Origin of the sequence: Allopusillimonas soli, from assembly GCF_004153445.1 — a bacterium.
Taxonomy (GTDB): Bacteria; Pseudomonadota; Gammaproteobacteria; order Burkholderiales; family Burkholderiaceae_B; genus Allopusillimonas; species Allopusillimonas soli.
On sequence record NZ_SDQC01000006.1, the window covers coordinates 152,159 to 177,609 of the forward strand.

A 25,451-nucleotide genomic window follows, 5' to 3' on the forward strand; every position below is an offset into this window, starting at 1 on the left:
TGACCCCATCCGGACGCAACGGCATCCGGATACTTCTCAGGAGCTAACTTCCATGAATCGTTCCTCACGCCTCGCCATCACTCTCGCCACAGGCGCCCTGACCACAGGCCTTGCATTCGGGATCGCGCCACTGGCCCAGGCGGCCACGCAACATGCCGCCAGCGCCAAGCATGCCACCAGCCATCATCACAAGAAAACAATAAAGAGCAAGGCGCACAAGACGGCGGCGCCCGCGGCCAGCAACGCCAAGTAAATTAGCCGGGCTTCCTGCAAGCCGCCTCGGACATAGTTCGAGGCGGCATCACCCCAAGATCCGAGGCTTAACCCATACCGGGCGCCGCCTGCACCGACGCATCCCCGACTTCCTCTTCGCTCCATTTTTCCGCGCTGGCGCCGGCCAGTGCGCGCACGCGCTCCTCATCCCGCGCAAACTCCGAGGCCAGGCCCTCGTAGACGATGCTGCCATCATCCAGCACATAGGCCCGATCGGCCACTTCGACCGCGGCGCGCACATTCTGCTCGATCAGCAGCACGGACGTGCCTTCATCCCGCGTGGCGGTAATGACTCTGAACACCTCCTGCACAATCAGCGGCGCCAAGCCCTGGGATGGTTCGTCCAGCAACAGCAGGGACGGGTTGAGCAAGAGCGTGCGGGCAATTGCCAGCATCTCCTGCTCGCCGCCGGACAATTGCCGTCCCTTGTTGCCCTTGCGTTCCGCGAGACGGGGAAACAACTGATAGATGCGACCGATATTCCAGGGGCCGGGCCGTTCTACCGGCACCTTGAGATTCTCGTCCACGGTCAGGTTGGCAAATATGCGCCGCCCTTCTGGCACGAAACCCACCCCAAGGCCGGCAATCCGGTAAGGCGGCCAATGTGTCGTGTCCTTGCCGAAAACCGTGACGCTGCCGCTGCGCGCCGGCGTAAGCCCCACGATGCTGCGCAAGGTGGTGGACTTGCCTGCGCCGTTGCGCCCGAGCAGCGTTACCAGTTCACCCTGCGCCACATGCAGGCCAACGCCGTCCAGAATATGGCTCTTGCCGTAGTAGGTGTGCAGTTCTTTGACTTCAAGTGCGTTCATTCCGCTCCTCCGGGCCCTGCTGCCCTCTCGTACAAGGGCAGTGACCGGTTAAGGCAATATTCAAGCAGCCTTGCCCAGATAGGCCATCTGCACGACCTCGCTGGCCGCGATTTCATCCGGGGTGCCTTCATCAAGCACCTTGCCCTCCGCCAGCACGGTTATCCTATCCGCCAGGTTGAATATCACGCGCATGTCGTGCTCCACCAATACAATAGTGAGCGCCTGCTGGCGGTGCAATCGACGTATCAGCATGGCCGTGCTGTATGTCTCGTGGCTGCCCATGCCGGCAGTCGGCTCATCGAGCAGGAGAATGCGCGGCTCCAGTGCAAGGGCCATCATGATCTCGGTCGCGCGCTGGTCGCCATGGGACAGTTCGCCCGTGAGGCGATCCGCATGGGCTTCAAGCCTTCCCATTTCCAGCAACTCCTGCACGCGATCCTTCACCCGCGCGTTGTCGGCACTGCTGATCCACGGACGCAGACGCAGGCCCAGTGCCAACTCTACCGGGCTGCGCAGGTTCTGGCGCACCGTCAGTTCGGGAAAAATCTCCGTGACCTGAAAGGTGCGCGCCATGCCGAGGCGTACACGCGCATGCGGCGGCATCAGGGTAATGTCGCGGCCCTCGAGGAATATTTGGCCCTCTGTGGGGCGGAAGAAGCCGCTTATCAGATTGAAAAAGGTGGTTTTGCCTGCGCCGTTCGGGCCGATCAGCGCGCGCAGTTCGCCCTTCTCCACGGCCATGGACACGTCGCTCACTGCGACCAGATTGCCGAACCGCTGCGTAACGCCTTTGACCTCCAGCATGCTCATGACAGCCTCCTGCGGATGATGCCCAATACACCGCGCGGAAAGAACAGCACGATGAGCACAAAAAATATGCCGATGAAGAACATCCAGTTTTGCGTATAACTGGACACGAAATCCTGCAGGACCACAAAGATGGCTGCCCCGATCAACGGGCCCCAGAAGGACCGCATCCCGCCCACCACGGCCATGATCACGAAGTTGCCCGACAGCGTCCAGTGCAGCGAGCGCGGATCCACGAAGTTGTTCAGCAAGGCATACAGCGTGCCAGCCAGGCTGGCGAACAAGGCTGAAATGATGAATGCGATCCAGATGTGCCGTTCGACGGGTATGCCCAGAAAGCGCGCGCGACGCTCATTTTCCCGGATGGCCAGCAATGTTCGGCCGAAGGGCGAGCGCAGGATAAGTGCCATGACCCCTACCGATACGGCAAACAGCAGCAGGACAAAGTAGTAGAAGGCCAGGCCATTATGCAGCAAATCCACCTGCGTGAATCCCAGATCCAGGGGCATGCGCCGCCAGCCGGTGAGCCCGTCGTCTCCGCCCGTGACGGTATTCCATCTGAATGCGATGAAGTAGAACATTTGCCCGAATGCGATGGTCACCATGGCGAAGTAAATGCCGCGCAGCTTGACGATCAGTGCGCCCACCACCGCCGCGGCCGCAGTGCCGACCAGCACGCCCACCAGCATGCCCAGCGGCGTGCTGGGCACAAGGTACTTGATCATCATTCCCACGCCATAGCAGCCCAGGCCGAAATAGGCGGCGTGACCGAAGGACAGCACGCCTGTGAAGCCGAGCAGAAAGTTGACCGACATCGCAGCCAGGGCCAGCACGAGTACGCGCGTGGCCAGGCCGGTATAGCCGCCCACGGCGCCCATCCAATACGGCATGGTCAGCAAGACCAGCCACAGCACAATCGTCCAGATTGTTTTTTTGTTCGTGTCGCTCACAGATTCATCCCCTCTTCACCCAGCAGCCCACGTGGGCGGACCAGCAACACCGCGGCCATCATCACGTAAATGATGGCCTCCGAGGCCGATGGCAGGTACACCGTGGCAAGACCGGCCGCCACGCCAATCAACAGGCCGCCGAGCAGCGTGCCGACCAGGCTGCCCAGCCCGCCAACAATGATGGCGACAAAACTGGGCATGATCAGGGAGTCGCCCATGGTGGGCTGCAGGCCGAGCAGGCCCGCAGCCAGCACGCCGGCCAGGCCGGCCAGATAGATGCCCAGGCCGAAATTCAGATTGCGAAGTATTCGCACATTCACGCCCAGCACCGACACGGTTTCAAGGTCCAGCGTCCCGGCCCGTATGCGTATGCCCAATCGTGTGCGCGTCAGGATGAAGAACAGGCCTGCCACGGCGACGGCCACCAGCACCACCATGAATACGCGATAACCAGTCAGGAAGAATAAATAGGTGCTCAGCGGCGTGGTGAGCCATCCCGGCACCTTGAAAGGCAGGCTCTGCGCACCCCAGATGTAGCGCAATCCATCCTCGAAAACATAGGCCAGCCCGAAGGTAAGCAAAAGACTGTAGAGCGGGTCTCGGCCGTAGAGGCGGCGTATCATGAGCCGCTCCACAACAAGACCCAGGATAGCGGTGATAACCGGCGCGACGACCAGCGCGCCCCAGAATCCCATGTAGGGCGCCAGTTCGTAGGCGATATAGGCGCCCAGCGCCAGAAAGCCGCCATGAGAAAAATTGATGACGCTGGTCAGATTGATGATGAGGGACAGTCCGAGCGCCATAAGCGCATAAAAGGCGCCCACGATCAGACCATTGAAAACATTGAAGATGATGAGTTCTGTCATTCAGTCATCCATGCATTGCAAAAAGGCACGGCAGCAGGCGCGGCTGCGGGCATAGGTAGTGAGCGTGACCATCGCCGCCCTCTCGGCGGCGATGATCATTTCGTGATGCTGGCTCAGGCCTTGGGCCAGGTCATCTTGCAGCCCGATTCCTCCACGGTGCCGGCAACATCTTTGCCATGCACAACGGTATCGACATGAAACAAGTCGTCGGGCCCCGCTTCGCCCTTGGCCTGGGCATGGCCCACGAACAGCGAACCGATGAGCTGGTTCTGGCCTTCCCGATAGAACGGCGTATCTGGCATCAGGCCCACTTCCGGGGGCAATTCCATGCCCTGCAAGGCCTTGGCCATCTTGACCGCCTCCAGCGATTTGGCTTTGTTGGCGGCCAACGCGCATGTCCAAGCGCCCACATAGCCGAACCAGGTCCGGGCAGTGGGCACGCGCCCGCTCTTCTTCTTGATGGCCGCCACAAACTCGTCCACATGCGGCACATTGGGTTGCACGTGATACCACTCCGCCACCCAGTCGCCGATACGGGCCACAGGAGGAAGACCTTCCAGCACTTCCAGCTCGGTATTGGCGCCGGCCAGGTGAATGCGCTTCTCCAAACCGAACTGCACGGCTTGTTTCAATGCATTAAGCAGGTCGTCCCCATTCATCAGGAATACGATGATATCGGGATTGGTCGCCTGGGCCTTGATCAGATAGGAGGAAAAATCGGTAGTGCCCAGCGGGATGAGATCCTCGCCCAGCTTGGTGCCGCCATATTGCTTCAGGTTGGCGTCATAGCCATCCTGCAGCGTATGGCCAAACGCATAGTCCGATGTCAGGAAATACATCTTCTTGCCGTATTGATCCATCAGGGTCTTGGCAATGGCGTTGGTCAGCATCCGTGTCGTATTGCAGACACGGAAAACATTCCAGTGGCAAGTCTTGCCGGTGATGGCATCGGTATGACCACCCGGCACCACGTGCAGCACGCCCTTCTCGAAGCTGACTTCGGCCATGGCCAGCGATAGCGCGGAGTTGACATTACCCAGCAAGAAGTTGACCTTGTCGCGGTCGATAAGCTTGCGCGCCTTTTGTACCGCTGTGCCCGCGTCGCCGCTCGTGGAATCTTCGATCAGCAATTCCACCTGGCGGCCCAGTATGCCGCCCTTGGCATTGATCTGTTCGACAGCGAGCTGGCAGCCAGTGAGTTCGTTCTTGCCTGTTGCGGCGTAGGTGCCGGTAAGGGGATTATCCAGACCCAGCTTGACGGCCTGTTCACCTCGTGCCTGGATGAGCATGGGAGGTGCCAATTGGGCCACTCCAGTGACTGCCGCCAGTTGCAACACGGCACGCCTGCTCACCGCACCCGGTTTCTTTTGCTCCATGGGGACTCCTCCTGCGCAGCCTGCACACGATATTTGCCGCACCATGCTGCATAGCCACTGTTTATTCGTGGCTTTATGCAACACCGTCACGCAATCGATGCAGGCCATGTCTTGGTCTGCGATCCCCTTTTTTTAGATTGCCTGCTTCACCATAAGCCTGTCAATAGGTTTCAGCATGCAAGACCAATTGGTCTTTACATAACCCTGGGACGCGAGCCTGGAGGCGCTTGTCGCATCATATTTGCGCACCGGCCCGCCAACGCGTCACCTCGTCACGCAATTGGCGCCGAATGACCTTGCCGGTGGTGGTCATGGGCAATTCGTCGACGAAATAGACTTCGCGTGGATATTCATGTGCAGCCAGCCTGTGCTTGACGTGCTCCTGCAGTGCCGTGCGAAGCGCCTCGTTGCCTTCCTGGCCATCCTGGAGAACCACAACAGCCACCACCACCTCGGTGCGCTGCGCGTCGGGCGCGCCCACCACCGCCACCATCTTCACTGCGGGATGCTGCAGGATGCAATCCTCGATTTCACCCGGCCCTATGCGATAGCCCGCGGATGTAATGACATCGTCGCTGCGGCCAAGGAAATGCACATATCCGTCTTCATCCATATGGCCCGTGTCGCCCGTAATCAGCCATTCGCCGATGAATTTCGCCTGCGTTGCCTTTTCGTTGTTCCAATAGCGCAGGAACATCACCGGATCAGGCCCACGGACCGCGATATGGCCACTGTCTCCAGCCGCTTTTACCTGGCCGTCCTCGCCCACCACTGCCACATCGTGGCCTGGCACAGGACGCCCAATGGCCCCCGGCCGCACAGGCATCAAGTCCGCGCAGGCCGACACTGTCATGTTGCACTCGGTCTGGCCGTAGAACTCATTGATGGTCAGCCCGAAGGTGCGACGCCCCCATTCAAGCAGCTCCACGCCCAGCGTCTCGCCGCCGCTCGCAACTGAACGCAGGCTGTAGCGCCAGCGGTTTTCAGGCTGATGTACCGTACGCATCATCTTGAGCGCCGTGGGCGGCAGAAAGGTATTGCGCACGCCGAAATCCTGCAGCAGCTGAAAAGCGGCTTCGGGCGTGAACTTCTGGAAACGATGCGCCACGACCGGAATGCCGTGATGCCAGGCGGGCAACAGCACGTCGAGCAGGCCACCTATCCAGGCCCAGTCGGCGGGCGTCCATAACCTATCTCCCTCCTGCGGCAGCACATTGTGGGAAATCTCCACGCCAGGCAGGTGGCCCAGTAATACACGCTGCGCATGCAGCGCGCCCTTGGGCTGGCCTGTGGTACCGGAGGTGTAGATGATGATGGCCGGATCATCGGCATGTGTGTCGGCGATGGGCAGATCATCGGACTGCTTTGCCATTTCGGCGTGCATGTCCAGCGTACCGTGACGCGCGCCGTCTATGGTCAGCACCGTCTGCAACGCAGGAAGCGCGTCACGAATCTGCGCCAGCTTGGCCGCGCCCTCGGCATTGGTGATCACGGCACGTGCGCCGCTGTCTCCAAGCCGGAATTGCAACGCTTCGGCGCCGAACAATGTGAACAGCGGAATGGCAATGCAACCCGTCTTGTAGCAGGCAATGTGAGCGAATGCGGTCTCGGGCGCCTGGGGCAGCAAAATGCCCACCCGGTCGCCTGGTTCCACACCCAGGGACAGCAACAACCGGCCAAGGCGGTTGGACGCTTCGTGCACGGCGCCGAATGTGTACTCATGCCCCTTGCCCATGGCATCGACATGTACCAGCGCGAGCCGGCCCGGATCCGCTTCGGCCCACTTGCCGCAGGCATCATGACCGATGTTGTAGCGCTGTGGGATGTTCCATTGGAATCGCTCGCAGGCATCTTCGTAACTGCTTGGCGACGACGGCAGCATAGTGTGTCTCCGTATTGTTGTTCTGGTTAGGGAAAGTATAGTCCCGGCATGCTCAGGCTGGCCGCGCATTGGCGCCAGAGCCTGCCTCGCCGTCGCGCAGTTGCGCAAGGCTGCTTTGTATTTCATCGCGCAGCCAGTCGCGCAGTGCAATCAACGGCGCCCAGTCCGCCAGCGCGGGAGGATATACGAGATGATAGCTATGGCCATATTCGTACTCCACGGATATCGGTGAGAGCTTGATCAAGCGTCCCGCGCGTATGGCGTCCGCGGCCAGCAGCTCGCGCGCCAGCGTCAAGCCCACGCCGTACTCGGCCGCCTGCAGCATCAACCCCATGTCGTTGAACTGTGCCACTGGCTTGACATCGGCCTGTACACCGGCCTCGGCAAACCAGGCATTCCATACCTTGGGATCGCCCAGCAGGGGCTCGCGCAGCAGATCGCTTGCCGGCGCGCCAAGCAGCCGGCGCGCATCGATGGCGCAACCCACGACCACCAGCGGCGTCAGGGTATCGAACAGCTGCTCTGACATCAGCCCTGGCCAAGGACCAAGCCCCTGGCGCAGCGCCGCATGAAAACCGTGGCGGTGCAGATCCGCAACCTGCTGCGAGAACTCCACTTCCAAGGCGATGTCGGGGTGCAGCACATGCCAGCGCCCCATGCGCGGCAGCAGCCAATGCTGGGCAAACGATGGCAAGACCGATATGCGCAGGCGCTGCGCCACGCCGCACGCCGCGGCTGCCGCGGCATGCGTTCCTTCTTCCAGGCGGGCCAGGGCGGCCTGCGTGGCGCGAAGCAAGGCGACGCCAGCCGCATTGAGCTCCACCCGCCGTCCGCGGCGCTCGAATACAGGAAACCCCAGCCTGCTTTCCAGGCTGCGTATCTGCTGGCTTATGGCGCTGTGCGTGAGATGCATGGCCTCCGCAGCCGCGCGCAGGCTGCCAAGCTCGGCAACGGCACGAAAGGCAGGCAAGGTATTTAAGGGCAATCTACTCATTATTGGTAAGCATAACTGACCAAGCTAGGCAGAACAAGTCGATATACAGCAGACATGTGGACGCTTATTCTTACCACATGTTCTCTACGCATAGTGCGCAAGGGAAATTTCATGGACCGCCCCAACCCGGAGACCATCATGTCCAGTCACAGAACCGGCAACCTCGGCTTCGCCGCCTCCTGCACCGACGCGCCCTGCGCCGCGCCGGACATGCCGAACCATGCATCCACGGATCGCTCCCGGGCGCGGAATGAATGGCGCACCGGCCTCGCCATTTTCCTGCGTGCTGTCATGCGCCACCTGCGCCTGCCCCTGCCCGATACCTCAACCCCGAATGCGACCCTCATCCGCCACAATGAACTAAACAAGGCCTGGGCCAGCGCCTTGCCTCGTCTAAGTCATCTTGATGCGCACGTATTGCGCGACATCGGCGCCCCGCCTTGGGTCATCTCGGAAATCGCCTGGCGCCAGCATCGCGTAGCGCACCTGCATACCCACCGGTACCTGCGCGACATCGACGTGTGTTGACCCCCATCCATTCCGGCGCACGTGATGTTTTGTCATGCGCGCTCACCCAGGGCTCTCTATAATGGTTCCCGCCTTCATGTTCGCACTCGGACGAAGGCGTCCCGGCCAACTACATGGAGCCTCTATGTCCTCAAGCAATCAGGAAGACCTGGGTAAACTGATCCTGCGTCTCGTCGTAGGAATTCTCATGCTGTTCCACGGCATCTCCAAACTTACAAACGGTGTCAGCGGCATCGAGGGCATGGTCGCCTCCCATGGCCTGCCGGGCTTTCTCGGCTGGGGAGTGTATATCGGCGAAGTCATTGCGCCGCTGCTGCTCATCGCTGGCATCTACGCACGCGCCGGCGGCCTGCTGGTGGCTATCAACATGATTGTGGCCATACTGCTGGTGCATACCGGCCAACTTTATCTATTGAGCAAAACAGGCGGCTGGCAATTGGAACTGCAAGGTTTGTATCTGTTTTGCGGCCTTGCCATCGCCCTGCTGGGTGCGGGACGCTACAGCCTGGGCGGCAGTTCGGGACGCTGGAACTGAAAAACGTGCGCTGTCGCCTTATTTAGCGCAGCCATGTGCGTGCTCGGTATCAAGCGGCATGCCAGGGCCGTCCTTCGAGCGGGGCTGCGTGCTACTGCCGCGCTTATTCAGCCAAAACGGCCAGTTATATAGTCTTCTGTTTCCTTGCGCGCGGGCTTCACGAAGATCTGGTCGGTGTCGCCAAACTCCATGAGCTCGCCCAGGTACATATAGGCGGTGTAGTCCGAACAACGCGCCGCCTGTTGCATGTTGTGTGTCACGATGACCACGGTGTAGTCCGATTTGAGTTCCGCTATCAGTTCCTCGATCTTGGCCGTGGAAATAGGGTCCAGGGCGGAGCATGGTTCGTCGAGCAGCAGCACTTCGGGCTTGATGGCCACGCCGCGCGCTATGCACAGCCGCTGTTGCTGCCCGCCCGACAGGCCGTTGCCGCTTTGGTTCAGTTTGTCCTTGACCTCGTTCCATAGCGCCGCCTTGGTCAGCGCCCATTCCACCCGCTCGTCCATTTCACCCTTGCTTAGACGCTCGAACAGCCTGACGCCAAAGGCGATGTTGTCGTAGATGCTCATGGGAAAGGGCGTGGGCTTCTGAAACACCATGCCGACCTTGGCGCGTATCAGCGAGATGTCCATCTTCGATGTCAGAAGATTCTCGCCGTCAAGGTTGATTTCTCCCTCCGCGCGCTGTCCCGGATACAGCTCATACATGCGATTTAACGTGCGCAGCAAGGTCGATTTGCCGCAGCCCGACGGCCCAATGAACGCCGTCACTTTCTTTTCACGTATGGACAGATTGACGTTCTTGATCGCGTGATAGTTGCCGTAATAGAAGTTCAGGTTCTTGACTTCGATCTTGGCGCGTTCGGCAGGTATCGTCGTGTGCATGGTGTTTCCCTGGCCCTGCCCTTGCCGGGCTGGCCTGTATCTGTATTACTTGCGAAAGAGGCTGCGGGCAGCGATATTGATGCCCAGAACAAGCAGCGTGATCAGCACGGCGCCAGCCCAGGCAAGGTGATTCCAGTCTTCAAAAGGGCTGGCCGCGTACTGGTAGATCACGACGGGCAGGTTGGCCAGCGGCGCATTCATGTTCCAGGACATGAACTGGTTGTTCAATGCGGTGAACAGCAGGGGCGCGGTTTCGCCAGAAATGCGCGCCACCGCCAGCAATACGCCCGTAATGATGCCTGAGCGGGCTGCACGGTAGCAGATGAAGGTGATAATGCGCCACTGCGGGCATCCCAGGGCGGCGGCGGCCTCGCGCAAACTGTTCGGAACCAGCATGAGCATGTTGTCCGTGGCCCGCACCACCACGGGAATCACCAGTATGGCCAGCGCGAAGGCACCGGCCCAGCCCGAATAATGCCCAACCTGCGCCACATAGACTGCGTAGATGAACAGACCGATGATGATGGACGGCGCGGACAGCAAAACGTCGTTCAGAAAGCGCGTGGCCGGCGCCAGCCACCCGCGGCGCCCGTATTCGGCCAGATAGGTGCCGGCCAGGATGCCAATGGGCGTGCCGATCAGTGTTGCCACGACGGCCATCATGATGCTGCCAACAATGGCGTTGATGAGGCCTCCGGCGGCACCCGGCGGCGGCGTACTTTGCGTAAGCAGTGTCAGCGACAACGCTCCGCCCCCTTTGATCAGGAGGGTAAGAATGATCCAGAACAACCAGAACAGCCCCGAGACGACGGTAAAGCCCGACAGCGCCAGCATCAGCCGGTTGAAACGCTGGCGGCGTCTGTAAATGCGGTTGTTCAGGCTGACGATGGAATCGGTATCGAACATATTGGGGCTGCCTGCTAGCTTTTTGCACCCTCGCTCCTGCCCAGTCGCAGCAAGAGCAGCTTGGACAAGGCGAGAACGATAGTCGTGATGAGGAACAGAATCAGGCCCAGCTCCAGCAGCGCCGCCTTCTGCATGCCGCCCGCCTCGTTGAACTCATTGGCCAGCGCCGAGGCAATGGAATTGGATGGCGAGAATATGGAGTCGGGCAGGTTGAATGCATTGCCGATGACGAAGGTGACGGCCATGGTTTCCCCGAGAGCCCGGCCCAGCCCCAACATGATGCCGCCAATGACACCCGATCGGGTAAAGGGAAGGACTACCTTCCACACCACCTCCCAGGTGGTGCTACCAAGGCCGTAGGCGGACTCTTTCAGCATGGGAGGCACCAGCTCGAACACATCGCGCATGACAGCGGTAATGAACGGGATGACCATGATGGACAGAATCAGGCCCGCCGTAAATATGCCGATGCCGAAGGGGGGGCCGGCGAAGAGATTCTGCAGTACAGGAATATCTTCGAACAGGGCGATGAAGCCGGGCTGCACGTATTGCTGGAATAGCGGCACGAAGACGAACAGGCCCCACATGCCATAGATGATGGAAGGAATGGCCGCCAGCATCTCTATGGCTGTCCCCAGGGGCCGGCGCAGCCAGACAGGGGAGAGTTCGGTCAGGAACATGGCGATGCCGAAGGACACCGGCACAGCAATCGCCAAGGCGATAAAGGATGTCAGCAGCGTGCCCACCACTGGCACCATGGCGCCATACAGATTCTGGACGGGATCCCAATTATTGGTCCACAGAAACGCGATGCCGTTTTCGGCGATGGAGGCACGGCTGCCCCATATCAGCGAAAGCATGATGGCGCCCAGCAGGACGAAAACAAAGAACGCAAAAATGCGCGTCAGGTTCTTGAACAAGACATCCATGAGCGCGTTGCGGTTATTTTCCATGGGTATGTGTGCGAAGGGTCGGGGCCGTATTGATGAAAGCCGGAAGCCGCAAGCTGCGGCTCACCCTGCATTTTCGCATAAGCAAGGACGCTAGGCCGCGGGCACCGCTGCAAGGCGGGCTATAGGTCCGCCTGCGGCCGGAGACGGCAAGACGCCCGCCGCCATGCCGGATTACTGCTGGCATGGCGACGGACACTGTGATTATTTCCAGATAGCCTGACCGTCCGAGGACTTGATTTCGTCCTTCCAGGCTTGCACGATCTGCGCCGTGACCGAATCGGGCATCGGCACGTAGTCCAGCGCCTTGGCCATGTCGTCACCCTTCTCGAAGGCCCAGTTGAAGAATTTCAGCACTTCCAGGGCCTTTTCGGGATTTTCCTGCTTCCTGTGTACCAGAATGAAGCTGGCGGAGGTCACAGGCCAGGATTCTGCACCCGGCTCGTTGGTCAGCACGACACCCATGCCCGGCGCGCTTTTCCAGTCGGCATTGGCCGCAGCAGCCGCAAAGGCCTCCTGGGATGGCTGAACAAACTGACCATCCTTGTTCTGCAGCTGTGTCCAGGACAGCTTGTTCTGCTTGGCATAGGCATATTCCACATAGCCGATCGAGTTCTTCAGCTGCCGCACATAAGCGGCCACGCCTTCATTGCCCTTGCCGCCCTGGCCGGTGGGCCATTTCACAGCCTTGCCCTCGCCCACTTTCGCCTTCCAATCGGCCGACACCTTGGACAGATAGTTGGTCCAACCAAAGGTTGTGCCTGATCCGTCCGAACGGTGCACAACAATAATGGCTGCATCCGGCAGCTTGAGGTCGGGATTAAGCGACTGAATGGCGGGATCATTCCACTTCTTGACCTTGGCCAGGAAAATATCTGCCAGCACCTCGCCCGACAGCTTGAGCTTGCCCGGCTCGACGCCGGCGACATTCACCACCGGCACCGTCCCGCCGATAATGGCCGGAAACTGGAACAGGCCGTTTTTTTCCAAGTCGGGCCCTTTCATGGGATCGTCCGAAGCGCCGAAATCGACAGTCTTGGCAATAATCTGCTGCTGGCCGCCGCCCGAACCTATGGATTGGTAGTTGATCCGGTTGCCGGTTTCAGTCTGGTATTGGGAAGCCCATTTTGCATAAATGGGGTACGGAAACGACGCGCCCGCGCCGGTGATATCGGCCGCCTGGGCAGCCAGTGCGGCGGTGCCCAGGGCAATGCCGGCGGAAACTTGTATCAGCATGCGCTTGATCATTTGATGTCCTTTTGGGTGGTCAAAATCAGCAGGATTTTTTTCTGCTCAGACGACATATTAGACATGCAATATGACATGTTCGTGACAGTCCGGCATCCGCGGACTACCCCAAGGTCTGCAGCAGCGACTCATGCAGATTGACAGGCTTGCCACGGCCCCTTACCTTGGCATAGGTGCCATCGGGCAGTGCCCGCCATGCCAGTTGATTGTCGCGCATCGCCAGGGTGAAGGACTCGTTGATGACTCTTTTCTTCAGGGCGGAATCGAGTATGGGAAAACCGACCTCGACACGGCGAAAGAAATTGCGGTCCATCCAATCGGCCGACGAGAGATAGACTTTCTCCTCGCCCCCGCTGTAGAAGTAGAAAACGCGGGCATGTTCGAGGAAACGGCCAATGATGGACCGCAACCGTATGTTGTCGGACAGGCCCGGCACACCCGCCCGCAAGGCACAGGCCCCCCGCACGATCAGGTCTATGTGCACCCCCGCCGTGCTGGCTGCGTACAAAGCCTCGATGATCTCCGGCTCAAGCAGCGAATTCATCTTGGCCATGATGCGCGCCTTTCGCCCTGCCCTGGCCGCCGCGGTTTCCGCCCGAATCAGCGCCATCATGGTTTCGTGCAGGGTAAACGGGGACTGCAGCAGCGTGCTGAGCGGCCGGCGCGCGCCAAGGCCGGTCAGCAGGGAAAATACCTTGTCCATGTCCAGGCACATCTGGGGGTTGGCTGTCAAAAGGCCGAAATCGGTGTACAGCTTGGCTGTACGGGGGTGATAGTTTCCAGTACCCAGGTGCCCATAGCGCCGGATCTGGCCTTTTTCGCGCCGCAGCACCAGCGCCATCTTGGCATGTGTCTTATGGCCAACAACACCGTAGCTGACATGCGCGCCAACTTCCTCGAGCCGTGCCGCCCAATTGATATTGGTTTGCTCATCGAAACGGGCCATGAGTTCGACCACGACCGTCACTTCCTTGCCCGCGCGGGCTGCGGCCAGGAGCAAGCGCATCAATTCGGAGTCTTCGCCGGTGCGGTAGATGGTCTGCTTGATTGCCGCCACGGACGGATCCGTGGCGGCCGCCGTCAGGAAGTCGAGCACCGGCTGGAAAGACTGGTAAGGATGGTGCAGCAGGCGATCCTTCTGGGCAATGGCTGCGAATAGCTCGCCCGGCTTGCCCATGACGGTGTCAAACGGCGCGGGCGCGTGAGGCCTGTGGACGGGAAACAACAGGTCGGGCCTGTCCACGACATTGCACAACTGCATGAGCCGCGAAAGGTTCACCGGGCCGCTGACACGATACGTGTCCTGCGGTTGCAGCAGGAACTCCTGCTGCAGAAAGGCCTCGAGCGCCTCCGGCATGATGTGATCAATTTCCAGCCGCACCGCGGCGCCGAAATTGCGCTGTGACAATTCCCCCTGCAGCGCCTGGCGCAGGTTGGTGATTTCTTCCTCGTCCACGAACAAGTCGCTGTTGCGGGTTACCCGCCACTGATACACTCCCTGGACGTTCAGGCCCGGAAAAATGTCTCCAACAAAGGCGCTGATGAGCGCCGATAGCAGAATATAGCCGTGCGGCACGCCGGAAATGGATGAAGGCGCCCGCATGATCCGGGGCAACGCCCGGGGCGCCTGCACAATGGCAATGGACGCGCTGCGCCCAAAGGCGTCGTTGCCCGACAGCGAAACAATGAAGTTCAGACTCTTGTTATAGACGCGGGGAAAAGGGTGCGCCGGGTCCAGGCCTATGGGAGTCAGCATGGGCATGACTTCACGGTAGAACTCGGCGTGGGCCCACTCGCGCAGCGCCTCGCTCCATGCGGATGGCTCCATGATGTCTATGCCTTCCTTGCGCAGTCGGGGCAGGACCTGCTTGGTAAGCAGCGCATTCTGCCTGTCGATCAAGTCGTGGGCAGCTGTTTGCACCTGCTCGAAAGCCTCCGCGGGCGTCATGCCGTCCGCACCGATCACCCCTGGGTTCTGACGCTGCTGCTCCTTCAGGCTGGAGATACGGATCTCGAAGAACTCATCCAGATTGGAACTGACTATGCAGAGGTAACGCAATCGCTCCAGCAGGGGTGTGGCAGGATTCTCTGCCATCGCCAGCACACGCTCGTTGAACTTGAGCAGGGAGAGCTCGCGATTGAGCAGGACAGAATGCGATGACGAAGCGCTGGACATAGGCCTTCCGAAGCAGGGGACGGACTGTTTTACTGCAAATTGATGACAATTCAGTGACAGGGCATGAAAAAAACATGCACCATGCCCCAATACTATCCAAATGCCCTATCCAGCGCCATACATGGGCCGCATCGCCGGCCTGTCAAAAACGGAAACTATAATCTAGCGGTATTTTTTCGAGACCGAACCGATGGATCAATTACTCGCCGCGGTCGACCTGGGCTCCAACAGCTTCCGGCTTTCAATCGGCAAGGTGGTGCAACAGGACGGCGTAGCGCAAATCTACGCAGTCGACAGACTGAAGGAATCGGTGCGGCTGGCCGCCGGGCTGGACGACCGGCACAATATCGACCAGGCCGCCACGGAACGCGCCATCACCGTACTCAAGCGTTTCGGCGAGCTGCTGTCGGGCTTTCACCCTAACCGGGTCCGCGCCGTAGCCACCAACACTTTCCGTGTCGCGCGCAATGCATCCGATATCGTGCAGCAGTGCGAACAGGCTCTCGGTTTCCCCATAGAGATCATCGCCGGCCAGGAAGAAGCGCGTCTGATCTTTTCAGGCATCAGCAACGAACTCCCCCCCTCCCCCAACCGCCGGCTCATGATAGACATCGGAGGCGGCTCCACCGAGGTCATCATCGGCAAGGGCTTTCAGCCCATTCATCTGTCGTCGCTGTTCATGGGGTGCGTCAGCTACACCAAGCGATTCTTTCCCGATGGACGCATCACGGCCACGCGCATGGCCCAGGCACAGTTGGCCGCTCGGGGCGAGTTCGAACGGATATCCAGGCTGTATCGCCAGACGGGATGGCAGGAGGCCTATGGTTCGTCGGGCACGGCCAAGGGGTTGATTGCCGTGCTGCAAGAAGGCGGCCTTTCACGCAAGGGCATTACGCTGGAGGGCTTGGAAAAGCTGAAGGCCAAGCTGATCCAGGACGGCAGGGTCATCATGAGCGAACTGCCCGGACTGAAGCATGATCGCTCCCTGGTATTGGCAGGTGGCCTCGCCATTATGCTGTCCGCCTTCCAGGAGCTAAAAATCAAGGCGATGGCGCCCGGCGAGGGCGCCTTGCGGGTCGGCGTGCTCTATGACCTACTGGGCCGTGATTCCGACCACGACAAGCGGCACGAGACCGTGCGCCAGTTCATCAAGCGCTATCATGTCGACACCAATCAGTCGGAACGAGTCAGGCGCATAGCCCTGGACTTTTTCAAGCAGCTCGGCCTGGAAGACACGCCCGAGAACCAGGAACTCGAACGCGCGCTGGGATGGGCTGCCGACCTGCACGAAGTTGGCCTGAGCATTGCGCACGACGATTATCACAAGCATGGCGCCTACATCCTGGAGCATGCCGATATGCCGGGCTTTTCCAACGACGACCAATTGTTGCTGGCTAGACTCGTTTTGGGCCACCAGGGCAAGATGTCCAAGTTGCGGGGCCTGGACATAACGCGCGCCACCTGGCGCGCCCTGCTCTGTCTGCGGCTGGCAGTCCTGCTGTCCCGGCGGCGCGAAAATCAGGAACGCGTTCCAGTCAGTCTGCGCACCGACGGCCATCTGGTTGAAGCGCGCGTGGACGAGGCGTGGCTGGAAGCCCGGCCGCTTTCGGAGTTTCTGCTGAAATCCGAGGAAAAAGAGTGGCGCAAGGTGGGCACGCTGTTCAGGCTAAAACAGGCCTGAACCAAAGCTGGCTCAAGCGCAAGATCCAGGCCAATTTTCACTACAGGCCGAAGTGGCGGCGGTAACGGGTGTCCATGTGCTGCACATCCAGCAACACAGGGAAGTCCGCCGTATTGAAATCGGGATCCCATGCCGGCTCACCGCATATTGCCGCGCCCAGCTTCAGGTAGCCCTTTATCAGCGGCGGGATGCGCGCAGGGAGGCGTTGACCGCTGTCATCGACCGGATAACGGTGCAGGGGCATCACCCGAGGCATTTGCGGCTGGTTGGCCATGTCCGCCTGTGCACGGCGCCAAACTTCGCGTGCGGTTACGCCATCGTCCCGCAGGCTGACACTCGCGCAGCCCAGAACATGGCGAAACCCCGCCCGCTTGACCATATTGGCAATGCCCGACCAAAGCAGCATGATGACCGCGCCGTTCCGATAATCGGGATGAATGCAGGATCGACCGACTTCGACCAGATTCCGCCTGATGGCGCCCAGGCCAGACAGGTCGAATTCAGACTCGGAATAGTAGCCGCCGGCCTTGCGCGCGTTGTCCGGGTCAAGCAGCCTATAGGTGCCCACCACCTTGCCGGTGCCTATCTCGCTCACCATGAAGTGCTCGCACCACGGATCGAACCGATCCGCATCCAGGCCATCCGTCGCATCGGGAAAAACAGCGTTCATTTCTTCGGTGAATACGCGATACCGCAGCCGCTGTATGGCCTCAAGCTCCTCGTTGCTGCGCGCCAGGCCCATGGCCAGGCCGCCGGTTTCCGGCCCCGCGCACGCGGCGCTGGCCGGTATGTTGGACTGAATACGTGCAAGTTCTAACATGCGGGCTACTCCGTGAAGTGGCCTCCAGTGTGCATGCCGGATGTTGCAGGTTTTTGTACCTGGCGTTACGCGTTTGTTAAATTCACTGCAAGGAGTTTCTGTATTCCTTGCTCGGCCAGGTCCTCGTCCTCGGCTTCGACCATAAGGCGAAGCTTGGGCTCGGTACCCGATGCACGGATCAGCACACGCCCGCGCTCGCCCAGCGCAGCCTCCACCTCGGACCGCGCGCGGGACAGGCCGTCATGATGCTGCCAGTCGAGACCAGGGGTAAGAGGAACATTGACCATCTTCTGCGGATACATTTTCAGCGACTTCACCAGATCCGCCAGCTGAAGGCCGCTGCGCCGCATGGCGGTCAGGACCTGAAGCGCCGCAATAATGCCGTCGCCCGTGGTATGCAGGTCGAGACACAGCAGGTGGCCGGAGCTCTCTCCGCCATAAAGCCATCCATGCTTCTGCATGTTTTCAAGCACATAGCGGTCGCCCACCTTGGCGCGTTCGAAGCCGATACCCAGCGCCTGCATCTGCTTTTCAAAGCCGAAATTGGTCATGAGCGTGCCCACCACGCCATCCACCGGATGCTGAGTCATGCGGTCGCACACTATGGCGTACAGCAACTCGTCGCCGTTGTAGATACGACCTGTGCTGTCCACCATCTGCAGCCTGTCGGCGTCGCCATCCAGCGCAATGCCAAGATGGGCCCCCCGCTCGCGGACCACCTCGGCCAGATGCTGGGGGAACATGGCTCCCACGCCGTCATTGATGTTGAAGCCGTCGGGCGTGCACCCGATGGCATGAACCTCGGCACCGAGTTCGCGGAATACATGCTGGGCAATGTGGTATGCCGCTCCGTTGGCGGCATCGACGACGATGGACAGGCCCGAGAGATCAAGCTCGTTGGGAAATGTACTCTTGCAGAACTCAATGTAGCGGCCCGCCGAGTCCTCCAGGCGGCGAGCCCGCCCCAGGTCTGCCGAACCCACGCAGTCGAGGGGCTCATCGATAGCGGCCTCGATTTCGCTTTCTATTTCGTCGGGCAGCTTCATGCCCTGGCCGGAGAAGAACTTGATTCCGTTATCCTGGAACGGATTGTGCGAGGCACTGATGACAATGCCGGCCTCGAGACGCAGCGCGCGCGTCAGATAGGCCACCGCCGGAGTCGGCACGACGCCGGCCAGGAGCACGTCCACGCCGGCGGCGGAAAGCCCGGCCTCAAGGGACGATTCAAGCATATAGCCAGAGATCCGGGTGTCTTTACCGATAATGAGCGCGGGACGGCCCCGCCCATCCTGGCGCCGCTTGCGCGCCAGTACGCGTCCCGCAGCGTAGCCCAGGCGCAGGGCAAACTCGGCGTTGATGGTGGTGCCGCCCACTTCGCCCCGAACACCGTCCGTGCCGAAATATTTACGCTCTGTCATGAAAAAACTCCGTGTTCTGCGGCGCGCCAGACCTTGATCGCGTCCAGGGTGGCGGCCACATCGTGGACACGCAATATGCGCGCGCCTCGCGCCAGGCCCGAAAGCGCGGCTGCAATACTGCCCGCCAGGCGTTCGGACGGCTCACGTCCCACGATATGGCCTATCATGGATTTGCGCGACAGGCCCAGAAGCCAGGGCAGGCCCTGGCTGTCGATCTGACCGAGCTGGCGCAGCAAGAGGTAATTTTGTTCGGCAGTCTTGCCAAACCCGAAGCCCGGGTCCAGTACGATGCGGGCGCGAGCCACGCCGGCATGTACCAGGGCCTGGACTCTTTCGAGCAGAAACGCCTGCACTTCGGCCACGACATCACGATACTGGGGCGCCTGCTGCATGGTGCGCGGCTCTCCCTGCATATGCATGACGCACAGACCACAAGGGCTATCCGCCACCACGTCGATGGCGCCGGGACGCCTGAATCCGTAGATATCGTTGATCATGTCGGCGCCTGCTTCCAGGGCGGCGCGCATGACCTCCGGCTTGAAGGTATCCACCGACAACGGTACGCCGCAATCGCGCAGCGACCGCACGACTGGCAGAACACGGTCGAGCTCCTGTTGCAGTGGCACCGGGTCCGCACCCGGACGTGTGGACTCGCCGCCGATATCCAGCATATCGGCACCTTCCTCAAGCAGCCGGTGGGCGTGCCGTATGGCTGCAGCGGGATCCGGATGGGCGTTGCCGTCGGAGAATGAGTCGGGCGTGACATTTACGATGCCCATGACAAACGGACGCTCGAGCGCAAGCTCGAAGCGTCCGCAAAGCAAAGTGTCGCCCATGTGGCAGCCTACCAGCGGCAGAAGCCGAAAGATCAGACCGGCGTGGCCGCGGTGTCTCCGCCAGCCGGGGTCATGCCCGTGGGCGGCGTCTTGTCGGACGTGTCGGATCCGGAAGACGGCGGCTGGGGCGACCGGGGAGGACGGCCTTCCATGATGTCCTGGATCTGATCTGCATCGATGGTTTCCCATTCGAGCAGCGCCTTGGCCATGGCTTCCATCTTGTCGCGGTTCCCCTCGATGATGTTCCGCGCCACCGTATATTGCTCGTCGATGATCTTGCGGATCTCATGATCCACCTTCTGCATGGTGGCCTCGGACACATGCGTGGTCTTGGTGACGCTGCGACCAAGGAATACCTCGCCTTCGTTCTCAGCATAGACCACAGGCCCCAGCGAGTCGGTCATGCCGTAGCGGGTAACGATATCGCGCGCAATTGCGGTGGCTCGCTCGAAGTCGTTGGAGGCGCCGGTGGTCATTTGGTTCATGAAGACTTCTTCGGCGATGCGGCCACCAAACAGCACCGCGATGGTGTTCAGCAGACGTTCCTTGTCCATGCTGTAGCGGTCACCCTCGGGCAGTTGCATGGTGACACCCAGCGCGCGCCCACGCGGGATGATGGTGACCTTGTGGACGGGGTCTGTCTTGGGCAGCATGCGCGCCACGATGGCGTGCCCCGACTCGTGATAGGCCGTGTTGCGGCGCTCTTCCTCGGGCATGACGATGGAGCGGCGCTCCGCACCCATGATGATCTTGTCCTTGGCCTTTTCGAAGTCGCTCATGTCAACGGTGCGACCACTGCGGCGCGCGGCGAACAGCGCGGCCTCGTTGACGAGGTTGGCCAGGTCGGCGCCCGAAAACCCCGGCGTGCCACGCGCCAGAATCAAAGCGTCGACATTGGTTGCCAGAGGCACCTTGCGCATGTGCACCTTGAGAATCTGCTCGCGCCCGCGGATGTCGGGCAGTGATACCACGACCTGACGGTCGAAGCGGCCAGGGCGCAGCAACGCGGGATCAAGCACGTCGGGACGGTTGGTGGCGGCAATGACCAGAACACCCTGGCCTGTTTCGAAGCCATCCATCTCGACGAGCAACTGGTTCAGTGTTTGCTCGCGCTCGTCGTTGCCACCGCCCAGGCCGGCACCGCGCTGGCGGCCCACCGCATCGATTTCGTCGATGAAAATAATGCAGGGCGCCTGCTTCTTGGCATTTTCGAACATATCGCGCACTCGGGCCGCGCCCACGCCCACGAACATCTCGACGAAGTCGGAGCCGGATATGCTGAAGAATGGCACCTTGGCTTCCCCCGCGATGGCCTTGGCCAACAGGGTCTTGCCGGTGCCAGGCGAGCCGACCATGAGCACGCCGCGCGGGATGCGACCGCCCAGACGCTGGAACTTGGTGGGGTCGCGCAGGAAATCGACCAGTTCCTGGACATCTTCCTTGGCTTCATCGCACCCGGCAACGTCGGCGAAAGTAATGTTGTTGGTGTTTTCATCGAGCATGCGGGCGCGCGACTTGCCGAAGCTGAACGCCCCGCCCTTGCCGCCACCCTGCATCTGGCGCATGAAGAATATCCACACCCCGATAAGCAGCAACATCGGGAACCAGGAAATGAACAGGCTGGTAAGGAAAGACGGCTCTTCGCGCGCCTTGCCCGACACCTGCACGCCCGACTTGACCAGCTCGGGCACCATCCAGAGGTCGCCGGGCGACGTCAGGCTGTAGGGACGGCCGGCCTCCGGCGTGACGTACAGCGTATCACCCTGTATGTCCACCTTGTTGATGCGGCCCGCCTGCGCATCCTTCATGAATTGCGTATAGGACACGGTATCGGTGGCTGCGGCGCGCCCGTCGAACTGCTTGAACACAGTGAACAGGACAAGCGCGATCACCATCCATATCGCGACCTTGGAAAACGAGTTGTTCAAAGCCTATCTCCTGCTTGTGATCCCTGGCCGCCCCGCCTGACGGCGGCCCGGCCCCGCAGCCGGGGATATCACAGTCATTTCCGCCCTTTCCTCCCGCCCGGATGAGGCTGGGCGCACAAGGGCCAATTGTCAATAAGTCATTCTACCTGATCGCGCGCATCATGTATTGCGCCGCCCAAGACCGGCCTTCAGGCCGCGCGCCACCAGAAAAGTTTCCGACGACTTTCCCCGCGAGGCCTTGGGCTTGCGTTCAGCCACCCGCTGGAAATTGCGCTTGAAAGCCTCCACCACCTGTGAAAAGCCGCTACCGTGGAAAGCCTTGACAATCAAGGCGCCTTCGGGCTTGAGCCAGCGGCAGGCAAAATCGAGAGCAAGCTCGCAGACATGCTGTATTCGCGCGGAATCCGCAGATCCCACACCAGATAAGTTGGGGGCCATATCCGACATTACAAGGTCGACCGCCTGGCCGTCGAGCATGCGCTCAAGCTGGCCGAGCACGTCGTCTTCGCGGAAATCGCCCTGCATGAACGTCACACCTGCAATAGGCTCCATGGGCAGCATATCCAATGCGATGATGCGTCCCCGTATTTCACCGCCTGGTCCCGCGAGACGCTCGCGCGCCACCTGCGACCAACTGCCCGGCGCGCTGCCCAGGTCGACGACCACATCGCCCGGACGCATGAGCTTTTCCGCATCCAGTATCTCGGTCAGCTTGAATGCGGCGCGCGCCCGGTACCCCTTTTGTTGCGCCATTTTCACATAGGGATCATTGATATGCTGCTGCAGCCAGTCCCTGGAGAATTTTTTCTTTGCCATTCCCGTACAATTCCAACATGGCTAAACTCGATATGACTTCACAGCAGCGCAGTACCCTGCGCGCCGCTGCCCATTCCCTGCGACCCGTCGTCCTGATCGGCGAACGCGGGCTGACAGATCCCGTAATCAAGGAAATCGACCTGAATCTGAATGCCCACCAGCTCATCAAGGTGCGCGTTTCAGGCGATGACCGCGAAGCGCGTGTGGCAATGATAGACCGCATTTGCGATGCCCTGTCGTGCGCGTTGGTGCACCACCTGGGCAAGACGCTTATTCTGTACCGCCCCGACCTGGAAGCCGAGCGCAAAAAACACGAGGCCGAGTACGCCACTCGCGCGCTGCGCAAGCCTTCAGAGCCCTACGTACCCAAGAAGCAGGCATCGCAGGGTGCCGGCAGCGCCAGGAAAGCTGCCGACAAGGCCGCCCGCACAGCGCGCAGCGGCGCCGCCAAGCCGGCAAAACCCGCCGAAGCGCCGCCCCGTGCTCGTCGGAGCACAGGCCGGCCGGGTGCCGCAACCAGCCCCCGCCCAGCTCACGGCATCCCCCGCCGGTCTGGCAGCGCATTGTCCTTGCGGGCAGGTGCACGGCGCGGGCTACGTTCGGGCAAGGGCTGAAAAAAACAGGCCGTCAGTATACGGCCTTGCATGACACCGCTGCGCAGCCGAACGGCGCGCCGGGAAGTCGCCTCTACTTCTACTGATAGCTGATACTCAACACTTCATATTCGCGCACGCCGGCGGGCGCCTTGACCTCGACCACGTCGCCTTCCATCTTGCCAATCAGCGCGCGCGCAACCGGACTGGACACGGAAATGAGATTGGCGCGGATGTCGGCCTCGACATCGCCCACGATCTGATAGGTGACACGCTCACCCGAGGACAAGTCCTCGATCTCGACTGTTGCGCCGAACACCGCGCGGCCGTCAACGTCCAGGGCACTGGGATCAATGATCTGGGCATTGGACAGCGTGCCTTCCAGCTCGCGAATTCGGCCTTCCACAAAGGCCTGGCGCTCGCGCGCCGCATCGTATTCGGCATTTTCAGATAAATCGCCCTGGGCGCGCGCCTCGGCGATGGCATTGATGACCTCGGGACGCTCGACTGTCTTCAGACGGTGCAGTTCCGCTTGCAGGCGCTCGGCGCCGCGTGCTGTCAACGGTATCGTGGACATATGCTTCCTGATTCAAAAGTAAAAAGACGCTCCTCACGAGGAGCGCCTGGCACTATGGTATACGTGGGTGCACGGCACCCGGGAGGTCGAGCCGCCGGATAGCCGCGGCGCAGACTGTGCGGCACGGGTATGGGCGTGGCTCAAAATAAAACCCCGGCCTGGTTCGAACCGGGGTATGCGTTCATTGTCGGCAATGTTCGCGAAAAATGCAAGCCCCCCGCCGGGTTTTTGAGGAAAACCTCAAACTAAATGCAACAATCTGAAATCAAAGCGTTTTTTGCCGCCCCATCCCATTCAGCAATGCGTACAGGATAATGGCGCCGAACGTCGCGGTACCGATGCCGTCGAGCTTGAAAGCGCCGATCTGCACGGAAAAATTGCCGGCTCCCAGCACCAGGGTGACGGCGGCGACGATAAGGTTGCGGTTGTCGCTGAAATCCACCTGGTTGACAACCCATATGCGGGCGCCGGCCACCGCGATCAAGCCGAACACGACCACCGACATGCCGCCCAGCACCGGACCGGGTATGGTCTGGATGACGGCACCGAACTTGGGAGAAAAACCCAGCAGAATGGCAATCACCGCGGCAATAACAAAGACCAGTGTGGAATATATGCGTGTGACAGTCATGACGCCGATATTCTCGGCATAAGTCGTGACACCCGTACCGCCCACGGCGCCGGACACCATGGTCGCCACGCCGTCGCCGACGAAGGCTCGCCCCAGATACATGTCCAGGTCCCGCCCCGTCATGGCGCTGACCGCCTTGATATGGCCAAGATTCTCGGCAACCAGAATAATGGCCACCGGCACGATGACGCTGATAGCATGGAGCTCGAACACCGGCGCATGGAAGCGGGGCAAGCCGATCCAGGGCGCCGCGGCGATCTTGCTGAAATCGAGCGGCGCTCCCAGGCCCAGCCCATTGGTCAGCACGCCGTATATCACGCAGGCCAGCAGCAGACCGACCAGGATCAGCAGGCGCTGCGTGGCGCCGCGCGTATAGACGGCAATGCCTCCCACGCACAGAACGGTCATGAGCGCCATCATGGCCTCAAACGTGGAGCCGCCCATCGCACCCTTGGCGGCTATTGGCGCCAGATTCAGCCCGATGACGGCCACGATGGCGCCCGTAACGACGGGCGGCATGAGTGTGTTGATGCGCACGGCGGCGCCACCGAAACGCGCATCCATCCACCAGACCAGCAGACCGATCAGCGTGTAGACGAAACCGCATGCAATGATGGCGCCCAGGGCCGTGCCGATATTGGCGTTGAAACCCGCTCCCGTATAGCCGGTTACCGCAATGACGCCGCCGATGAATGCGAAGCTGGACCCCAGATAGCTAGGCACCCTGCCACCGACGAATACGAAAAAAATCAATGTGCCGACACCCGACATCAGTATGCAGATATTGGGATCGAAACCCATGAGAATGGGGGCGAGAATGGTGGAGCCGAACATGGCAACCACGTGCTGCGCCCCCATCGCGATGTTCTGCGGCCACCCCATGCGTTCGTCGGGTTGCACGACCATACCGCTGGGCCCGCCCTGGACACGGCGCCAGCGCGGAAAGTAGGAATCTGACATGGGAAGC

Annotated in this window: 24 protein-coding genes; 5 read left to right on the forward strand and 19 right to left on the reverse strand. The window is 60.8% G+C overall.

Annotated elements, in window-relative coordinates; all coding sequences use genetic code 11:
- Nucleotides 1–52 precede the first annotated feature (52 nt).
- The gene (locus tag ERD78_RS17185; protein WP_129970819.1) at nt 53–253 is read left to right on the forward strand and encodes a hypothetical protein; all 201 of its coding nucleotides are present in this window, start codon (nt 53–55) and stop codon (nt 251–253) included.
- A 67-nt stretch (nt 254–320) separates the two neighbouring features.
- Here the strand turns inward: ERD78_RS17185 and ERD78_RS17190 are convergent, their stop codons facing one another.
- The 7 genes from ERD78_RS17190 to ERD78_RS17220 all read right to left on the reverse strand — a co-directional run bounded on the left by ERD78_RS17190 (nt 321) and on the right by ERD78_RS17220 (nt 7,957).
- Nucleotides 321–1,082 (reverse strand): ABC transporter ATP-binding protein, encoded by a 762-nt coding sequence (locus ERD78_RS17190; protein ID WP_129970821.1) that lies wholly within the window; start codon nt 1,080–1,082, stop codon nt 321–323.
- Between the two features lie 60 nt (nt 1,083–1,142).
- Nucleotides 1,143–1,892 carry an ABC transporter ATP-binding protein gene (locus tag ERD78_RS17195; protein ID WP_129970823.1) on the reverse strand — a complete coding sequence of 250 codons (750 nt, stop codon included), beginning with the start codon at nt 1,890–1,892 and terminating at the stop codon, nt 1,143–1,145.
- A complete protein-coding gene (locus ERD78_RS17200; protein ID WP_129971075.1) occupies nt 1,889–2,779 on the reverse strand; it encodes a branched-chain amino acid ABC transporter permease in 891 nt (296 codons plus the stop codon). Before ERD78_RS17200 ends, ERD78_RS17195 begins: the two co-directional genes overlap by 4 nt.
- A gap of 56 nt (nt 2,780–2,835) precedes the next feature.
- Complete coding sequence (locus tag ERD78_RS17205; protein WP_129970825.1) at nt 2,836–3,705, reverse strand: branched-chain amino acid ABC transporter permease; 870 nt, start codon at nt 3,703–3,705, stop codon at nt 2,836–2,838.
- 113 nt (nt 3,706–3,818) lie between these two features.
- Nucleotides 3,819–5,081 carry an ABC transporter substrate-binding protein gene (locus tag ERD78_RS17210; RefSeq protein ID WP_129970827.1) on the reverse strand — a complete coding sequence of 421 codons (1,263 nt, stop codon included), beginning with the start codon at nt 5,079–5,081 and terminating at the stop codon, nt 3,819–3,821.
- A gap of 235 nt (nt 5,082–5,316) precedes the next feature.
- Nucleotides 5,317–6,963 (reverse strand): AMP-binding protein, encoded by a 1,647-nt coding sequence (locus tag ERD78_RS17215; protein ID WP_129970829.1) that lies wholly within the window; start codon nt 6,961–6,963, stop codon nt 5,317–5,319.
- Nucleotides 6,964–7,015: 52 nt separating this feature from the next.
- Nucleotides 7,016–7,957, reverse strand: coding sequence for a LysR substrate-binding domain-containing protein (locus tag ERD78_RS17220; protein WP_129970831.1), 942 nt, complete (start codon nt 7,955–7,957; stop codon nt 7,016–7,018).
- Between the two features lie 138 nt (nt 7,958–8,095).
- Here ERD78_RS17220 and ERD78_RS17225 point away from each other — a divergent pair, with 138 nt between their 5' ends.
- Nucleotides 8,096–8,485, forward strand: coding sequence for a hypothetical protein (locus tag ERD78_RS17225; protein WP_129970833.1), 390 nt, complete (start codon nt 8,096–8,098; stop codon nt 8,483–8,485).
- A gap of 124 nt (nt 8,486–8,609) precedes the next feature.
- Nucleotides 8,610–9,020 carry a DoxX family protein gene (locus ERD78_RS17230; protein ID WP_129970835.1) on the forward strand — a complete coding sequence of 137 codons (411 nt, stop codon included), beginning with the start codon at nt 8,610–8,612 and terminating at the stop codon, nt 9,018–9,020.
- A 107-nt stretch (nt 9,021–9,127) separates the two neighbouring features.
- Here the strand turns inward: ERD78_RS17230 and pstB are convergent, their stop codons facing one another.
- The 5 genes from pstB to ppk1 all read right to left on the reverse strand — a co-directional run bounded on the left by pstB (nt 9,128) and on the right by ppk1 (nt 15,184).
- Entirely contained in the window at nt 9,128–9,904 is a 777-nt protein-coding gene (gene pstB, locus ERD78_RS17235) for a phosphate ABC transporter ATP-binding protein PstB (protein ID WP_129970837.1), read from the reverse strand.
- Between the two features lie 45 nt (nt 9,905–9,949).
- Nucleotides 9,950–10,810: a phosphate ABC transporter permease PstA gene (gene pstA, locus ERD78_RS17240; protein ID WP_129970839.1), complete on the reverse strand. Its 861-nt coding sequence runs from the start codon at nt 10,808–10,810 to the stop codon at nt 9,950–9,952.
- Between the two features lie 14 nt (nt 10,811–10,824).
- The gene (pstC, locus tag ERD78_RS17245; protein WP_129970841.1) at nt 10,825–11,763 is read right to left on the reverse strand and encodes a phosphate ABC transporter permease subunit PstC; all 939 of its coding nucleotides are present in this window, start codon (nt 11,761–11,763) and stop codon (nt 10,825–10,827) included.
- A 201-nt stretch (nt 11,764–11,964) separates the two neighbouring features.
- Nucleotides 11,965–13,008: a phosphate ABC transporter substrate-binding protein PstS gene (gene pstS, locus ERD78_RS17250; protein ID WP_129970843.1), complete on the reverse strand. Its 1,044-nt coding sequence runs from the start codon at nt 13,006–13,008 to the stop codon at nt 11,965–11,967.
- A 103-nt stretch (nt 13,009–13,111) separates the two neighbouring features.
- Nucleotides 13,112–15,184: a polyphosphate kinase 1 gene (ppk1, locus tag ERD78_RS17255; RefSeq protein WP_129970845.1), complete on the reverse strand. Its 2,073-nt coding sequence runs from the start codon at nt 15,182–15,184 to the stop codon at nt 13,112–13,114.
- 190 nt (nt 15,185–15,374) lie between these two features.
- Here ppk1 and ERD78_RS17260 point away from each other — a divergent pair, with 190 nt between their 5' ends.
- Nucleotides 15,375–16,865: a Ppx/GppA phosphatase family protein gene (locus tag ERD78_RS17260; RefSeq protein WP_129970847.1), complete on the forward strand. Its 1,491-nt coding sequence runs from the start codon at nt 15,375–15,377 to the stop codon at nt 16,863–16,865.
- 40 nt (nt 16,866–16,905) lie between these two features.
- Here the strand turns inward: ERD78_RS17260 and ERD78_RS17265 are convergent, their stop codons facing one another.
- From ERD78_RS17265 to ERD78_RS17285, 5 genes are all read right to left on the reverse strand, one after another.
- Nucleotides 16,906–17,685, reverse strand: a complete 780-nt coding sequence (locus ERD78_RS17265; protein WP_129970849.1) for a GNAT family N-acetyltransferase — start codon at nt 17,683–17,685, stop codon at nt 16,906–16,908.
- 65 nt (nt 17,686–17,750) lie between these two features.
- Nucleotides 17,751–19,103 (reverse strand): phosphoglucosamine mutase, encoded by a 1,353-nt coding sequence (gene glmM, locus ERD78_RS17270; RefSeq protein ID WP_129970851.1) that lies wholly within the window; start codon nt 19,101–19,103, stop codon nt 17,751–17,753.
- Nucleotides 19,100–19,939, reverse strand: a complete 840-nt coding sequence (gene folP, locus ERD78_RS17275) for a dihydropteroate synthase (RefSeq protein ID WP_129970853.1) — start codon at nt 19,937–19,939, stop codon at nt 19,100–19,102. Before folP ends, glmM begins: the two co-directional genes overlap by 4 nt.
- A 32-nt stretch (nt 19,940–19,971) precedes the next feature.
- Nucleotides 19,972–21,867 carry an ATP-dependent zinc metalloprotease FtsH gene (gene ftsH / locus ERD78_RS17280; RefSeq protein WP_129970855.1) on the reverse strand — a complete coding sequence of 632 codons (1,896 nt, stop codon included), beginning with the start codon at nt 21,865–21,867 and terminating at the stop codon, nt 19,972–19,974.
- Nucleotides 21,868–22,026: 159 nt separating this feature from the next.
- Complete coding sequence (locus tag ERD78_RS17285; RefSeq protein ID WP_129970857.1) at nt 22,027–22,683, reverse strand: RlmE family RNA methyltransferase; 657 nt, start codon at nt 22,681–22,683, stop codon at nt 22,027–22,029.
- Between the two features lie 17 nt (nt 22,684–22,700).
- Here ERD78_RS17285 and ERD78_RS17290 point away from each other — a divergent pair, with 17 nt between their 5' ends.
- Nucleotides 22,701–23,297, forward strand: coding sequence for a YhbY family RNA-binding protein (locus tag ERD78_RS17290; RefSeq protein ID WP_129970859.1), 597 nt, complete (start codon nt 22,701–22,703; stop codon nt 23,295–23,297).
- A 79-nt stretch (nt 23,298–23,376) separates the two neighbouring features.
- Here the strand turns inward: ERD78_RS17290 and greA are convergent, their stop codons facing one another.
- Both greA and ERD78_RS17300 read right to left on the reverse strand, forming a co-directional pair.
- Complete coding sequence (greA, locus tag ERD78_RS17295; RefSeq protein ID WP_129970861.1) at nt 23,377–23,853, reverse strand: transcription elongation factor GreA; 477 nt, start codon at nt 23,851–23,853, stop codon at nt 23,377–23,379.
- Between the two features lie 265 nt (nt 23,854–24,118).
- Nucleotides 24,119–25,444 (reverse strand): solute carrier family 23 protein, encoded by a 1,326-nt coding sequence (locus tag ERD78_RS17300; RefSeq protein WP_129970863.1) that lies wholly within the window; start codon nt 25,442–25,444, stop codon nt 24,119–24,121.
- Between the last annotated feature and the right edge of the window lie 7 nt (nt 25,445–25,451).

Excerpts from the sequence above, each read along its gene's own strand:
- ERD78_RS17200 (WP_129971075.1), bottom strand. The coding sequence starts at position 2,779 with ATGCCGTATTGGATGGGCGCCGTGGGCGGCTATACCGGCCTGGCCACG.
- ERD78_RS17190 (WP_129970821.1), bottom strand. The coding sequence starts at position 1,082 with ATGAACGCACTTGAAGTCAAAGAACTGCACACCTACTACGGCAAGAGC.
- ERD78_RS17215 (WP_129970829.1), bottom strand. The coding sequence starts at position 6,963 with ATGCTGCCGTCGTCGCCAAGCAGTTACGAAGATGCCTGCGAGCGATTC.
- folP (WP_129970853.1), bottom strand. The coding sequence starts at position 19,939 with ATGGGCGACACTTTGCTTTGCGGACGCTTCGAGCTTGCGCTCGAGCGT.
- pstA (WP_129970839.1), bottom strand. The coding sequence starts at position 10,810 with ATGTTCGATACCGATTCCATCGTCAGCCTGAACAACCGCATTTACAGA.
- ERD78_RS17285 (WP_129970857.1), bottom strand. The coding sequence starts at position 22,683 with ATGGCAAAGAAAAAATTCTCCAGGGACTGGCTGCAGCAGCATATCAAT.
- ppk1 (WP_129970845.1), bottom strand. The coding sequence starts at position 15,184 with ATGTCCAGCGCTTCGTCATCGCATTCTGTCCTGCTCAATCGCGAGCTC.
- pstC (WP_129970841.1), bottom strand. The coding sequence starts at position 11,763 with ATGGAAAATAACCGCAACGCGCTCATGGATGTCTTGTTCAAGAACCTG.
- ERD78_RS17205 (WP_129970825.1), bottom strand. The coding sequence starts at position 3,705 with ATGACAGAACTCATCATCTTCAATGTTTTCAATGGTCTGATCGTGGGC.
- ERD78_RS17300 (WP_129970863.1), bottom strand. The coding sequence starts at position 25,444 with ATGTCAGATTCCTACTTTCCGCGCTGGCGCCGTGTCCAGGGCGGGCCC.
- ERD78_RS17185 (WP_129970819.1), top strand. The coding sequence starts at position 53 with ATGAATCGTTCCTCACGCCTCGCCATCACTCTCGCCACAGGCGCCCTG.
- pstB (WP_129970837.1), bottom strand. The coding sequence starts at position 9,904 with ATGCACACGACGATACCTGCCGAACGCGCCAAGATCGAAGTCAAGAAC.
- glmM (WP_129970851.1), bottom strand. The coding sequence starts at position 19,103 with ATGACAGAGCGTAAATATTTCGGCACGGACGGTGTTCGGGGCGAAGTG.
- ERD78_RS17265 (WP_129970849.1), bottom strand. The coding sequence starts at position 17,685 with ATGTTAGAACTTGCACGTATTCAGTCCAACATACCGGCCAGCGCCGCG.
- pstS (WP_129970843.1), bottom strand. The coding sequence starts at position 13,008 with ATGATCAAGCGCATGCTGATACAAGTTTCCGCCGGCATTGCCCTGGGC.
- ERD78_RS17225 (WP_129970833.1), top strand. The coding sequence starts at position 8,096 with ATGTCCAGTCACAGAACCGGCAACCTCGGCTTCGCCGCCTCCTGCACC.
- greA (WP_129970861.1), bottom strand. The coding sequence starts at position 23,853 with ATGTCCACGATACCGTTGACAGCACGCGGCGCCGAGCGCCTGCAAGCG.
- ERD78_RS17260 (WP_129970847.1), top strand. The coding sequence starts at position 15,375 with ATGGATCAATTACTCGCCGCGGTCGACCTGGGCTCCAACAGCTTCCGG.
- ERD78_RS17210 (WP_129970827.1), bottom strand. The coding sequence starts at position 5,081 with ATGGAGCAAAAGAAACCGGGTGCGGTGAGCAGGCGTGCCGTGTTGCAA.
- ERD78_RS17230 (WP_129970835.1), top strand. The coding sequence starts at position 8,610 with ATGTCCTCAAGCAATCAGGAAGACCTGGGTAAACTGATCCTGCGTCTC.
- ERD78_RS17195 (WP_129970823.1), bottom strand. The coding sequence starts at position 1,892 with ATGAGCATGCTGGAGGTCAAAGGCGTTACGCAGCGGTTCGGCAATCTG.
- ERD78_RS17220 (WP_129970831.1), bottom strand. The coding sequence starts at position 7,957 with ATGAGTAGATTGCCCTTAAATACCTTGCCTGCCTTTCGTGCCGTTGCC.
- ERD78_RS17290 (WP_129970859.1), top strand. The coding sequence starts at position 22,701 with ATGGCTAAACTCGATATGACTTCACAGCAGCGCAGTACCCTGCGCGCC.